Consider the following 12,855-nt stretch of genomic DNA (forward strand, 5'->3'; position numbering starts at 1 on the left):
TCTTCCGCCGCCCGGGGCCCGGCTAACCGCTGTTACAAGCTCGTCGACATTCCGGGACAAGCCCGTCCTAAAGTACGCGCGTTCGAGTGCCGAAAAGCACCCCGCACGCGGACGGCCCCCGGCAGGAGCCGGGGGCCGTCCGTGGGTGCGTGACCTGGGGTCCCGCTCGGCGGGTCCTAGCGCGCCCGACCGTCGCACGCCTGTGCGCGCAGCGCCCGGGCCAGGTCGTCGCGCGCCTCCAGGACCAGCCGGCGAAGCGCCGGAGCGGCCGACTCGTGCGCCGCCAGCCACGCGTCCGTGGCCGCCAGCGTCTCCTCGCTGTCCTGGAGCGCCGGGAACAGGCCGCGGACGACGTCCATGCCGATCTGGATCGAGCGGTCCGCCCACAGCCGCTCGATCGCCGCGAAGTAGCGCGGCGCGTACGGCGCGATCAGCTCGCGCTGCGAGGGCTGGACGAAGCCCGCGATGGTGGCCTCCACCAGCGCGTTCGACAGCGTGTCCGACTCCACGACCTGCGCCCACGCCTGCGCCTTGACCGCGGCCGAGGGCCGCGCGGCCAGGCACCGGACCTGGTGACGCTTGCCGGTCGCGGTGTCGTCGAGCGCCAGCTCTTCGCCGATCCGGTCCTCGTCGGCCCGGCCGTGCGAGGCCAGCGGCTCCAGGAACGCCCAGCGCAGCTCCTGGTCGACGTCGAGCCCGTCGATCTTCGCCGTGCCGTCGAGCAGCCCCTCCAGCAGCTGGAGGTCCTCGTCCGCCGACGCGGTGGCGGCGAAGAACCGCGCCCAGGTGAGCTGGCTCTCGCTGCCCGGTTCGGCCAGCCGCAGCTCGCGCAGCCCGCCCTCGGCCAGCAGCCGGCCGCCCTCGGCGCGCCAGGCGTGCGCCGCGTAGTGCGTGACGGCGGACCGGGACCAGGCGTGCACCATCTGCAGCACGCCGATGTCGGTCTCGCGGCCCGCGAACTCCAGCGCGATCGCCACGAAGTCCCGGGCCGGCATCAGGCCGTCCCGCGTGAGGTTCCACAGTGCCGACCAGCACAGGGCGCGGGCCAGCGGGTCCGTGATGTCGCCGAGGTGCGCCCGCAGCGTCGCCAGGGAGCCCTCGTCGAAGCGGATCTTGCAGTAGGTCAGGTCGTCGTCGTTGACCAGGACGAGCGCCGGCCGCTCCTCGCCCGCCAGCTCCTCGACCACCGTGCGGGCGCCGGTGACGTCCGTCTCGGCGCGCGCGTACCGCACCAGCGCGCCCTCGGCCGACAGCCGGTACAGGCCCACCGCGGCCCGGTGCGGGCGCAGCTCGTCGCCGTCCTGGACGACGGCCAGCTCGGTGATCCGGCCCTCCGCGTCGTACGTCACCTCGGGCGTCAGCGCGTTGACGCCGGAGGTCTGCAGCCAGGAGCGCGCCCACGACTTCATGTCGCGGCCGGAGGTCTCCTCCAGGACCGACAGCAGGTCGGCCAGGCGCGTGTTCCCGTAGGCGAAGCGCTTGAAGTAGCGGCGCGCGCCCTCCAGGAACGCGTCCCGTCCCGCGTAGGCCACCAGCTGCTTGAGGACCGAGGCGCCCTTGGCGTAGGTGATGCCGTCGAAGTTCAGCTTGGCGTCCTCCAGGTCACGGATGTCGGCCGTGATCGGGTGGGTGGACGGCAGCTGGTCGGCGCGGTAGGCCCACGCCTTGCGGCTGTTGGCGAAGGTCACCCAGCCGTTGGTGAAGCGGGTCGCCTCGGTCAGCGAGAACGAGCCCATGAAGTCGGCGTAGGACTCCTTCAGCCACAGGTCGTCCCACCACACCATGGTGACCAGGTCGCCGAACCACATGTGCGCCATCTCGTGCAGGATGACGTTCGCCCGGCGCTCGTACGCCGCCTGCGTGACCTTGCCCCGGTAGACGTACTCCTCGCGGAACGTCACCATGCCCGGGTTCTCCATCGCGCCGAGGTTGTACTCGGGGACGAATGCCTGGTCGTACTTCCCGAAGGGGTACGGGTAGTCGAAGTTGTCGTGGAAGAAGTCGAGGCCCTGCTTCGTGATCAGGAAGACGTCGTCCGCGTCGAAGTGCTTGGCCAGGCTCCTGCGGCACATCGCGCCGAGCGGGATCTCCAGCTCGCCGCGCCGGTAGGTGTCCGTCACGTAGTGGTACGGCCCGGCGACGACGCAGGTGACGTACGTCGAGATCGGCGCGGTCTCCGCGAACCGCCACACCCCGTCGTCGGCCCGCTCCCCGGCGCCGTTGCTCCAGACGGTCCAGCCCTCGGGCGCGGTCACCTCGAAGCGGAAGGGTGCCTTGAGGTCCGGCTGCTCGAAGTTCGCGTGGACCCGGCGGGAGTCGGCCGGCTCGTACTGCGTGTAGAGGTAGACCTCGCCGTCCTCGGGGTCGACGAAGCGGTGCATGCCCTCGCCGGTCCGGCTGTAGGCGCACTGCGCGTCCACCACCAGCACGTTCTCGTCGGCGAGGGAGTCCAGCGTGATGCGTGCGCCGTCGAAGACGACGGCCGGGTCGAGCGCGCGGCCGTTCAGCTCCACCGAGGTCACGGCGGGGGCGATCAGGTCCACGAAGGTGGCCGAGCCCGTGCCCGTGCGACGGAAGCGGATCGTCGTCACCGAGCGGAAGGTCCGCACGGCGTCGGCGGAGTCGCCGACGGCCGAGCGCAGATCGAGGGACACCTCGTACCCGTCGACGGTCAGCAGCTCGGCCCGCTCGCGGGCCTCGTCGCGGGACAGATTCTCTCCGGGCACGGTCACTCCTTCGTGGCTCGTTCGAAACAGCACCGATCCTCCCATGTGCGGCTGTCAGGCGGCACCAGGGGAATGCCCGCGCCGTCCCGTGACGTTGGCTCCCACGGCGCACAGATGTCCATCGCGTATCCGTCCATGAGGAGTGACATGTCCGAGAGCAGGACCACCGCCGACTTCTGGTTCGACCCGCTGTGCCCCTGGGCCTGGATGACGTCCCGGTGGATGCTGGAGGTGGAGAAGGTCCGCCCGGTGGACGTGCGGTGGAAGGTGATGAGCCTGGCCGTCCTCAACGAGAACCGGCTGGACGAGGTCCCGCCGGAGTACCGCGAGATGCTGGAGACCAAGGCCTGGGGCCCGGTCCGCGTGGTCGTCGCGGCCCAGCAGCTGCACGGCGACGAGGTCGTCGGCAAGCTCTACACCGCGCTCGGCACCCGCTTCCACAACAACAACGAGGGCCCCACGCGTGAGGCCATAGCCGGCGCGCTCGCCGACGTGGGCCTGCCGGCCGAGCTGGCCGACTACGCCGACAAGGACGTCTACGACACCGAGCTGCGCGCCTCCCACAAGGAGGGCATCGAGAAGGTCGGCCAGGACGTCGGCACGCCGGTCATCTCCGTGCCGGGTGCGGACGGGGACGAGGTCGCCTTCTTCGGTCCGGTCGTCACGCCCACCCCGCGCGGCGAGGCCGCCGCCCGGCTGTGGGACGGCACGCTGCTCGTGGCGGCGACGCCCGGCTTCTACGAGATCAAGCGCACCCGCACCGCGGCGCCCAGCTTCGAGTAGTCCCCGCCCGGCCGGCCCTGCCTCGCCGGTCGTGGCACAGGGAAGAACCCCCGTGATTCACTTCATCACGGGGGTTCTTCGTCATTCCGTCCGCACGCGAAGGCTGAGAAGACGATCACGAGCAGGACGACGGGGGGCCGATCAGAAGGAGATCAGCGGGACGGAGGCCCTGGCCGCCTGGTAGCGCTTGTTCACGTCCTGCCAGTTGACGACCTGCCACATGGCCTCGATGAAGTCCACCTTCTGGTTCTTGTACTGCAGGTAGAAGGCGTGCTCCCAGGCGTCGAAGACGAGGAGGGGGACGGAGCCCTGGCCGACGTTGCCCTGGTGGTCGTAGACCTGCTCGACGATCAATCGGCCGCTGATCGGCTCGTAGGCGAGGACGCCCCAGCCCGAGCCCTGCGTGGTGGCCGCCGCCTTGGTCAGCTGGGCCTTGAACTTCGCGAACGAGCCGAAGGACTCGGTGAGCGCGTCGGCGAGCTCGCCGACCCCGTCGGCGGCCAGCGGCTCGCCGCCGCCGCCGTCCTTCGGGCTGTTCATGTTGTTCCAGTAGATGCTGTGCAGGATGTGGCCCGAGAGGTGGAACGCGAGGTTCTTCTCCAGGCCGTTGATCGCACCCCACGCGTCCTTCTCGCGGGCCTCCTCCAGCTGCTCCAGGGTGTCGTTCGCACCCTTGACGTAGGCGGCGTGGTGCTTGTCGTGGTGCAGCTCGATGATCTGCGGGTTGATCACCGGCTCCAGCGCCGCGTAGTCGTAGGGCAGTTCCGGAAGTGTGTAGATCGCCATGTGCCGAGCCTCTCGCCTGCTTCTGCTTATTGCAATCTATATGCAGGTGCAGGCTAACAGCATTAGTGCCACGCAGATGATCGGCCCTTCGGTCTGGGGGTGTCGTGTCGATCGGGCCGGATCAGGCCTCGGACATGGCGGAACCCCCGAACCGTGGGCGGTCCGGGGGTTCCGTGCGGCAGGGGGCCGGGGTCAGGCGGCGGAGCGAGCCGCCGCCCGCTGGCGTACGTAGCCGGCCACCGCGAGCAGCAGGGTCAGCCCGCCCGTCCAGTACAGCTGCACACGCGTGCCCTCCTCGCGGGCCATCAGGAAGAAGATGGCGGCCATGCCGGCCAGCGCCACCCAGGTCAGCGCCGGGTAGGCCCACATCTTCACCACCAGCTTCTCCGGCGCCTCGCGCTCCGTGCGGCGGCGCAGCAGCAGCTGCGAGACGGCGATGAAGAACCAGACGACGAGGATGATCGCGCCGATGGTGTTCAGCAGCCAGACGAAGATGTCGTCGGGACGCCAGTAGCTCAGCAGCACGCAGGCGAAGCCGAAGACCGAGGAGACGAGGACCGCCGGGCGCGGCACCCCGCCGAACTTCCGGCCCAGCGCCTTCGGGCCCTGACCGCGGTCCACCAGCGAGCAGGCCATCCGGGAGGCGCCGTAGACGTTGGCGTTCATCGCCGAGAGCAGGGCGATCAGCACGACCACGTTCATGATCTGGCCGGCCGCGGGGATGCCCAGGTGGTCGAGCGTGGCGACGTACGGGCCCTTCTCGACGACCGCCTCGTCGCCCCAGGGGACGAGGGTGACGATGACGGCCATCGAGCCGATGTAGAAGATCGCGATGCGCCACATCGCCGTCCGGACCGCCTTGGCGACGCCCGCCACGGGGTGCTCGGACTCGGCCGCCGCGATGGTGACCGTCTCCAGTCCGCCGTACGCGAAGACCGAGGCGAGCAGACCGACGATCAGCCCCTCGGAGCCGTGCGGGAAGAAGCCGCCGTCGCCGGTGAGGTTCGAGGTGCCCGGGGCGTCGGTGCCCGGCAGCACGCCGACGATGGCGAGCACGCCGACGCCGAGGAAGAGGACGATCGCGCCGACCTTGAGGGCGGCGAACCAGAACTCGAACTCGCCGAAGTTCTTCACGGCCGCCAGGTTGGTCACGCAGAACACCAGCATGAAGAGGGCCACCCAGGCCCACTCGGGGGTGCCCGGGAACCAGCCGGTCATGATCTTGGCCGCGCCGATGCCCTCCAGGCCGACCGCCACGCAGAGCAGGAACCAGAAGGACCAGCCCGCCGTGAAGCCGGCCCACGGGCCGATCGCGCGTTCGGCGTGGACGGAGAACGACCCGGAGGCCGGGTTCGCCGCCGACATCTCGCCGAGCATCCGCATCACGAGCATGACGAGCAGGCCGGAGATCGCGTAGGCCACCACGATCGAGGGACCGGCGGCGGCGATGCCGGCACCGGAGCCCACGAAGAGCCCGGCGCCGATCACGCCGCCGAGGGCGATCATCGAGAGATGGCGCTGCTTGAGGCCGTGGGAGAGACCGTTCGGGGAGGTCGCGCCGTCGTCCTTGCGGTCGACGGGCGCGGGCGCGGTGGTCCGTGACATGGGCCGCCCTGTTCGTTGGCTGAGACGGGGGAACGCGCCAGTCTGGGCAGGTGAACCGCTGACAGGGAACAGACGTCCGCTATACGGGCACGACCTTCACACAACGTGAAGGATCATGACCGTTTCGTGCGCAGCTCCCGCACCCAGGCGACCAGCAGGACGGCCCCGGTGGCCGCGCTCGACCACAGCACCTGCGGCCGCGTCCCGTCGTCGGTCAGCATCAGGACCAGCACGGCGGCCATGGCGGCCAGCGCCACCCAGGTCAGCCACGGGAATCCCCACATCCGCAGGGTCGGTGGCTGCGGCGCCTCGCGCTCGATCCTGCGCCGCAGCCGCAGCTGCGAGACCGCGATCAGAGCCCAGACGAAGAGCAGGACCGCGCCGACCGCGTTGAGGAGGTAGAGGAAGACCGAGTCCGGCCACTTCAGATTGAGCAGGACGGACACGAACCCGAAGGCCACCGAGGCGAGGACCGCCCGCCGCGGCACCCCGCCGCGCGTCACCTTCAGCAGCCCTCGCGGTCCCTCGCCCCGCTCGGCGAGGGAGAAGACCATCCGGGACGAGCCGTACAGGTTGGCGTTCAGCGCCGACAGCAGGGCCACGAAGACCACGACGTTCATGATCTGGCCCGCCGCCGGCACGCCGATCGAGTCGAGCACGGCGACGTACGGCGACTGTCCCGGGCGCATGGCGGTCCACGGCAGCAGGGTCACGATGACCACCATCGAGCCGACGTAGAAGAGCAGGATCCGCCACACCGCGCTGCGCACCGCGCGGGCCACGTTGCGGGCCGGGTCGTCCGACTCGGCGGCGGCGATGGTGACCACCTCCAGGCCGCCGAAGGCGAACACGACCGCGAGCACGCCGGAGACGACGCCCGACCAGCCGTGCGGCAGGAACCCGCCCTGCCCGGTCAGGTTCGTCAGGCCGACCGGGTCCGTGTCGGGAAGCACGCCGACGATCGCCAGCGCACCCAGGACCAGGAAGGCCACGATCGCGCCGACCTTGAGGGCCGCGAACCAGAACTCGAACTCGCCGAAGTTCTTCACTGCGGTGAGGTTGGCCACGGTGAACACCACCATGAACACCAGCACCCAGGCCCACTGCGGCACTCCGGGCGCCCAGCCGTGGGCGATCGTCGCCGCGCCGGTCGCCTCGACCGCCAGCACGACGACCAGCAGGAACCAGTACAGCCAGCCCACCGCGAAGCCCGCCCAGCGGCCGAGGGCCCGCTCCGCGTGCACGGAGAAGGCTCCGGAGGCGGGCATCGCCGCGGCCATCTCGCCCAGCATCCGCATGATCAGCATCGCGAGCGCGCCCGCGATCAGATAGGACAGCACGATGCCGGGCCCGGCGACGGCGATGCCCGCGCCGGAGCCGACGAACAGCCCGGCGCCGATCACCCCGCCCAGCCCCAGCATCGTCAGATGACGTTGCTTCAGGCCATGGGAGAGGGGCTCCGGTTCGGGGCCGAGGGGAACCGGCGGGGAAGCCGGCGAGACGGGCGACGCGTCGTGCATGGGGGCTCGTGCTCTCGAAAGCGTTTTATGGAGACCCCACAGTCTCTCCGTCGACCCGGCGTTGGCGCAAAAGGGACCTCTCGTCGAGCGGTACCCGTGACGAGCGTCACGTGGCGCGCGGCCGCGCGACCGGTGTTTGTTCGATCTCCACGAAGGGTCCAACCCGCGCTTTGTGGACGGCTGATGGTGATCGGGCGCTCACTCCTCGACTACGGTCGATCCGTCCGGCCCTCTCCCCGGCCCTTCGGGCAGGGGACCCCCCTCGACCTCGCGGAGAACCGATGACCACCGCCGTCACCCCCGTCCGTCCCCTCCGTGCCGGCACGGTCCTCGCCGACCTGCTGCCCGTCGGCCGCACGCGCGACATCGCCCTGGTCGTCGGCGGCGCCGCCCTCACCGGCATCGCCGCGCAGATAGCCGTCCCGGTCCCGGGCTCGCCCGTCCCCGTCTCCGGTCAGACCTTCGCGGCGCTCCTCGTCGGCACGGCGCTCGGCGCCCGCCGCGGCTTCCTCTCCCTGGCCCTGTACGCGCTGGCCGGCATGGCGGGCGTGCCGTGGTTCGCGCAGGCGTCCTCCGGATGGGCGATGCCGTCCTTCGGCTACATCCTCGGCATGCTGCTCGCCGGCACCGTCGTCGGCGCCCTCGCGCGCCGCGGCGCGGACCGCTCGGTGCTGCGCACCGCCGGGACGATGGCGCTCGGCTCCCTCGTCATCTACGCGGTGGGTGTCCCGTACCTCGCCCTCGCCACCGGTATGACGCTGTCGCAGGCGATCGCCGCCGGCCTGACCCCGTTCCTGATCGGCGACGCGCTCAAGGCCGCGCTGGCGATGGGCCTGCTGCCGACCGCCTGGAAGCTCGTCGGCCGCAAGGGCTGACACCCCGCACGCATCTCCGGAGAGGTCCGCCGGGTCGAGGTCCGTCCTCGGCCCGGCGGACCTCTTCCGTGCGTCCGGGCGCGCCCGTGTGTCCGGACGCTTTCGCGGGGTCCGCGCGCCCGTGCGTTCGGTGCGTCCGTGCGGCCGGGCCCGGAGGCCCGGAGGCCCGGGGGCCGCGGGGTTCCCGGGGCGGGGAAAGACGACGGGAGGCCCTCCGGTTCGGAGGGCCTCCCGCTCATGTCCTGTCCGGCGTCACCGCCGGCCGGGGGTCACGCCTCGGGCGTCACGTCCGCGCGGCTCTTCGAGAACCGGTCGCGGACCACGGCGATGACCAGCACCAGGGCGGCCACCAGCAGGGACAGCACGACCTGCTCACGGGCGCTGCCGCCGTCGTACAGCATGTAGCCGAGAACGAAGACGATCATGGCGATCGTCGCCCACGTCAGGTAGGGGAAGAGCCACATCTTCACGACCAGCTTCTCCGGCGACTCGCGCAGGATGATCCCGCGCATGCGCAGCTGGGTCACGCAGATGACCAGCCAGACGAAGAGGGCGACCGCTCCGGAGGAGTTCAGCAGGAAGGCGAAGACGGTGTCGGGCCACTTGTAGTTGAAGAAGACCGCGACGAAGCCGAAGAGCACCGAGGACAGGATCGCCGCCTGCGGCACGCCCCGCTTGTTGGTGCGGGCGAAGGCCTTGGGCGCGTCGCCTCGCCGGCCGAGGGAGAAGGCCATGCGGGAGGCGGTGTAGAGGCCCGAGTTCAGGCAGGAGAGCACGGCGGTCAGCACGATGACGTTCATGACCTGGCCGGCGTGCGGGATGCCGATGGAGTCCAGGGCGGCGACGTACGAGCCCTTGTCGACGATCGACTTGTCGTTCCAGGGCAGCAGCGTCAGGACGACGAAGATCGAGCCCAGGTAGAAGACGCCGATGCGCCAGATCACGCTGTTGGTGGCCTTGGTCACGGCGCGCTGCGGGTCCTCGGACTCGCCGGCGGCCAGGGTGACGATCTCGCTGCCCATGAAGGAGAAGACGACCATCAGCACGCCGGTGAGGATCGCCCCCGCGCCCATCGGGAAGAAGCCCCCGGTGTCGGTGAGGTGGGCGAAGCCCGCGCCGGGGTTGTCCGAGCCCGGGAGCACGCCGAAGACGGCGAGCAGTCCGACGACGACGAACGCGGCGATCGCGACGACCTTGATGCCGGCGAACCAGAACTCGAACTCGCCGTAGGAGGAGACCGAGGCCAGGTTGGTCGCGGTGAGCACGACCATCACGATGAGGGCCCAGCCCCACTGCGGCACCGCGGGTATCCAGCTCTCGAGGATCTTCGCGCCGGCGGTCGCCTCGACGGCGAGCACGACGACCCAGAAGAACCAGTACAGCCAGCCGATGGAGAAACCGGCCCAGCGGCCCAGGGCCGTGTCGGCGTAGGCGGAGAAGGAGCCGGAGGACGGCCGTGCGGCGGCCATCTCTCCGAGCATCCGCATGACGAAGACGACCATCGCGCCAACGAGGGCGTACGAGAGGAGGATGGCGGGACCGGCCGCGGCGATGCCGGAGCCGGAACCGACGAACAGGCCGGCGCCGATGACGCCACCGATCGCGATCATCGAGAGGTGGCGGTTCTTGAGACCGGCCTTGAGTCCGTCGGAAGACTGGGAATCACCGGTGGTTCCGGTGTCGCCGCCTTCCTTCGCAAGGGTCGGCTGCGTGTTCATGGACGCTTCCTTACGTGTGGGGAGGGCTCGGGTCGCGAGCCCGAGCATTGAACACTGTGACCCGGGTAGATCGGAAGAGCCGATTCCGGATCGTTGCGCGAGGGTCGAAGGTCCAGACCGGAAGGGGTGAAGGTCCCGACCCCGCTGACGGCTACCCCGCTCCCCGCGTGCCACACTCGGAACCATGCGCGTGTACCTCGGCTCCGACCATGCCGGCCTCGAACTCAAGAACCACCTCGTCGAGTGGCTGAAGGCCCATGGCCACGAGCCCGTCGACTGTGGTCCCCACATCTACGACGCCCTGGACGACTACCCGCCGTTCTGCCTGCGCGCCGCCCAGAAGACGGCCGCGGACCCGGACAGCCTCGGCATCGTCATCGGCGGCTCGGGCAACGGCGAGCAGATCGCCGCGAACAAGGTGAAGGGGGTGCGCGCGGCCCTCGCCTGGAGCGAGCAGACCGCCGCCCTCGGCCGCGAGCACAACAACGCCAACGTCGTCTCCATCGGCGGCCGGATGCACACCCAGGAAGAGGCGACGAAGTTCGTCGAGATCTTCCTGAACACCCCGTACTCGGGTGACGAGCGTCACACCCGCCGGATCAACATGCTCACCGCCTACGAGACGACCGGCGAGCTCCCCCCGATCCCGGCCCACCACCCGCAGAACGAGGCCTGATCCCTCCATGCCCGAAGGGCACACGATCCACCGACTGGCCGCCGACTACCGAGAACGGTTCGGCGGCCGGTCCGTGCGTGTCTCCAGCCCGCAGGGCAAGTTCGCCGATTCCGCGGCCCTCCTCGACGGCGCCGTGCTCGAGGACACCGAGGCGCACGGCAAGCACCTCTTCCTCGCCTTCCCCGGCCGGGAGTGGGTGCACATCCACCTCGGGCTGTTCGGCAAGGTCGCCTTCGGCGACGCCCCCGCGCCGCCGCCCACGGACACCGTGCGACTGCGCCTCGCCCATGCCGACGCGTACGTCGACCTGCGCGGCCCGACGACCTGCGCGCTGATCACCGACGGCGAGAAGCGGGCGATACACGACCGGCTGGGGCCGGACCCGCTCCGCCCCGGCGACGACCCCGCCCGGGCCTGGCGCCGGATCTCCGCCTCGCGGACCACGATCGCCGCCCTGCTCATGGACCAGAAGATCGTCGCCGGCGTCGGCAACGTCTACCGCGCCGAAGTGCTCTTCCGGCACGGCATCGACCCCTACCGCGCCGGCCGGGACCTGACGGCGGGGGAGTGGGACGCCGTCTGGACCGACCTCGTCGCCCTGATGCGCGAGGGGGTCCGCCTCAACCGCATCGACACGGTCCGCCCCGAGCACACCCCCGAGGCGATGGGCCGCCCGCCGCGCGTCGACGACCACGGCGGCGAGGTCTACGTCTACCGCCGGGCCCACCAGCCCTGCCACATCTGCGGCGGCGAGATCCGCACCGCCGATCTCGCCGCCCGCAACCTCTTCTGGTGCCCCGGCTGCCAGCGGGGCCGGGCCGCCGCCGGAACGTAGCGCCGCCTCCGCGCGGGCCGGGGCGCTGACGTCTCCGGTGCGCGCACGCGCAGCCCCGGCCGCCACCCGGCGGGGCCGGATCAGAAACCGTGCGGAAGCCAGGGCGCCACCGGCCAGCCGAAGGCCACCGACGCCTCCGTCAGCGCGCCCGTCCGCAGCTCCCGTACGCGCCCGGCCGCGGCCAGCGACACGAGCGAGATCCCGCCCAGATACGCCGCGCCCAACTCCCGTACGGACAAGGAGAGATCGGCCGGATCGGCGGTGCGGACGCAGACCGCACCCTTCGCGTCACCGGTCAGCCGCCAACGCCCCTCGTTCCAGGGGCAGAACGCGTCCTCCACCTCGAACACCACATCCACCGGCGCCTGGTAGGCGCGGGCCTCCAGTGCCGCGCCCACCTCCACCAGCCGCAGGTGCAGCTGGTCACGCTGCGTCGGCGTGCAGCGCCGGATGTCACTCACCAGGTGCTGCCAGGCGTCGTCCACCGGCCGGGTGTGGATCTGCACCTTCGACGTCAGGTCCACGGAACACAGGAACCGCCACAGCGCCGCCTCCGCCGCCGGGTCCAGCGCCTCCAGATCCCGCAGCAACACGGAACCCTCGGCCCCCGCGGGGGACCACTCCGGCTTGATCGCGTACAGCGTGTACCCGACCACCTCCCCGTCCCGCTCCGCCAGCACGCACTGGAGCGGCGAGGCGCCGGCGCGCTCGCCCGGCGGGTCGAGCCGCGGCAACCGCTCCCACTTCGCCTGCCGCTCCATCATCCCCGGCCGGTGCGCGACCCGGCGCGCGTACACCCCCTCGCACCGGTCGGCCGCCTCCGCCGGATCCACCTGGCGCAGCGTCACCTCGTCCGTGCCCCGCGGCACCGTCAGCCGTACCCGGTTCGTGTCGATCGTCGCCCGGGTCGTGTACGCGGCGATCCCGTACCCGAAGCGCCCGTAGATCTCCGGCTCCGAGGCCGTCAGCACCGCGAGCGCCTCCCCCCACGCCCGCACGTCGTCCAGCTGGCGCCGCATCATCGACGTCAGGACGCCCCGCCGCCGGTGCGTCGCGGCCACCCCCACCATCGTGACGCCGGCCGTCGGCACGATCGCGCCGCCCGGCACGGACATCCGGAACCGGAACGCTCCCGCCGACCCCACACAGCGCCCGCCGTCCCAGACACCGAGGGACCGCTCGCACTCGGTCAGCTCCCGCCAGAGCTCGCGCTCCTCCGCGGCCTCCGGGACGCCGCCGAAGGCGAGCTCCAGCATCGCGTACCAGTCGTCCCACTCGGCCGGGTCGAGTACCCGCAGCTCAGTCGTCATATGCCATCGATATCAGCGCCC

10 protein-coding genes are annotated in these 12,855 nt (G+C 71.1%); 4 read left to right on the forward strand and 6 right to left on the reverse strand.

Annotation, left to right across the window (positions count from 1 at the left end; translation table 11 throughout):
- Positions 1-176: 176 nt before the first annotated feature.
- Positions 177-2,726 carry an aminopeptidase N gene (gene pepN / locus ACE1OA_RS22695; protein ID WP_386544802.1) on the reverse strand — a complete coding sequence of 850 codons (2,550 nt, stop codon included), beginning with the start codon at positions 2,724-2,726 and terminating at the stop codon, positions 177-179.
- Positions 2,727-2,873: 147 nt separating this feature from the next.
- On the opposite strand from pepN, the gene ACE1OA_RS22700 reads away from it, so the two are divergent.
- A complete protein-coding gene (locus ACE1OA_RS22700; RefSeq protein WP_147978035.1) occupies positions 2,874-3,509 on the forward strand; it encodes a DsbA family protein in 636 nt (211 codons plus the stop codon).
- 141 nt (positions 3,510-3,650) lie between these two features.
- Here ACE1OA_RS22700 and ACE1OA_RS22705 read toward each other — a convergent pair whose 3' ends face one another.
- The 3 genes from ACE1OA_RS22705 to ACE1OA_RS22715 all read right to left on the reverse strand — a co-directional run bounded on the left by ACE1OA_RS22705 (position 3,651) and on the right by ACE1OA_RS22715 (position 7,420).
- On the reverse strand, positions 3,651-4,295 hold the full coding sequence (locus ACE1OA_RS22705) for a superoxide dismutase (RefSeq protein ID WP_356598823.1): 645 nt from the start codon (positions 4,293-4,295) through the stop codon (positions 3,651-3,653).
- Between the two features lie 192 nt (positions 4,296-4,487).
- Entirely contained in the window at positions 4,488-5,900 is a 1,413-nt protein-coding gene (locus ACE1OA_RS22710; protein WP_384866626.1) for an amino acid permease, read from the reverse strand.
- A 113-nt stretch (positions 5,901-6,013) separates the two neighbouring features.
- Positions 6,014-7,420 carry an amino acid permease gene (locus ACE1OA_RS22715; protein ID WP_356598820.1) on the reverse strand — a complete coding sequence of 469 codons (1,407 nt, stop codon included), beginning with the start codon at positions 7,418-7,420 and terminating at the stop codon, positions 6,014-6,016.
- Between the two features lie 281 nt (positions 7,421-7,701).
- Between ACE1OA_RS22715 and ACE1OA_RS22720 the strand changes: the two genes are divergently transcribed.
- On the forward strand, positions 7,702-8,295 hold the full coding sequence (locus tag ACE1OA_RS22720; RefSeq protein ID WP_356777522.1) for a biotin transporter BioY: 594 nt from the start codon (positions 7,702-7,704) through the stop codon (positions 8,293-8,295).
- A 269-nt stretch (positions 8,296-8,564) separates the two neighbouring features.
- On the opposite strand, the gene ACE1OA_RS22725 is transcribed toward ACE1OA_RS22720, so the two are convergent.
- Positions 8,565-10,013 (reverse strand): amino acid permease, encoded by a 1,449-nt coding sequence (locus ACE1OA_RS22725; protein WP_356598816.1) that lies wholly within the window; start codon positions 10,011-10,013, stop codon positions 8,565-8,567.
- Positions 10,014-10,197: 184 nt separating this feature from the next.
- Here ACE1OA_RS22725 and ACE1OA_RS22730 point away from each other — a divergent pair, with 184 nt between their 5' ends.
- Positions 10,198-10,689: a ribose-5-phosphate isomerase gene (locus tag ACE1OA_RS22730; RefSeq protein WP_356598814.1), complete on the forward strand. Its 492-nt coding sequence runs from the start codon at positions 10,198-10,200 to the stop codon at positions 10,687-10,689.
- Between the two features lie 7 nt (positions 10,690-10,696).
- Positions 10,697-11,524, forward strand: coding sequence for an Fpg/Nei family DNA glycosylase (locus tag ACE1OA_RS22735; RefSeq protein ID WP_356598812.1), 828 nt, complete (start codon positions 10,697-10,699; stop codon positions 11,522-11,524).
- 80 nt (positions 11,525-11,604) lie between these two features.
- Here ACE1OA_RS22735 and ACE1OA_RS22740 read toward each other — a convergent pair whose 3' ends face one another.
- Complete coding sequence (locus tag ACE1OA_RS22740) at positions 11,605-12,834, reverse strand: GNAT family N-acetyltransferase (RefSeq protein WP_432753286.1); 1,230 nt, start codon at positions 12,832-12,834, stop codon at positions 11,605-11,607.
- Between the last annotated feature and the right edge of the window lie 21 nt (positions 12,835-12,855).

The sequence above is a fragment of the Streptomyces sp. JL2001 genome, assembly GCF_050917515.1.
Taxonomy (GTDB): Bacteria; Actinomycetota; Actinomycetes; order Streptomycetales; family Streptomycetaceae; genus Streptomyces.

What these genes read in the sequence shown, in the direction of transcription:
- ACE1OA_RS22700 (WP_147978035.1), top strand. Translation starts at nt 2,874, where the DNA reads ATGTCCGAGAGCAGGACCACCGCCGACTTCTGGTTCGACCCGCTGTGC.
- ACE1OA_RS22705 (WP_356598823.1), bottom strand. Translation starts at nt 4,295, where the DNA reads ATGGCGATCTACACACTTCCGGAACTGCCCTACGACTACGCGGCGCTG.
- ACE1OA_RS22710 (WP_384866626.1), bottom strand. Translation starts at nt 5,900, where the DNA reads ATGTCACGGACCACCGCGCCCGCGCCCGTCGACCGCAAGGACGACGGC.
- ACE1OA_RS22715 (WP_356598820.1), bottom strand. Translation starts at nt 7,420, where the DNA reads ATGCACGACGCGTCGCCCGTCTCGCCGGCTTCCCCGCCGGTTCCCCTC.
- ACE1OA_RS22720 (WP_356777522.1), top strand. Translation starts at nt 7,702, where the DNA reads ATGACCACCGCCGTCACCCCCGTCCGTCCCCTCCGTGCCGGCACGGTC.
- ACE1OA_RS22725 (WP_356598816.1), bottom strand. Translation starts at nt 10,013, where the DNA reads ATGAACACGCAGCCGACCCTTGCGAAGGAAGGCGGCGACACCGGAACC.
- ACE1OA_RS22730 (WP_356598814.1), top strand. Translation starts at nt 10,198, where the DNA reads ATGCGCGTGTACCTCGGCTCCGACCATGCCGGCCTCGAACTCAAGAAC.
- ACE1OA_RS22735 (WP_356598812.1), top strand. Translation starts at nt 10,697, where the DNA reads ATGCCCGAAGGGCACACGATCCACCGACTGGCCGCCGACTACCGAGAA.
- ACE1OA_RS22740 (WP_432753286.1), bottom strand. Translation starts at nt 12,834, where the DNA reads ATGACGACTGAGCTGCGGGTACTCGACCCGGCCGAGTGGGACGACTGG.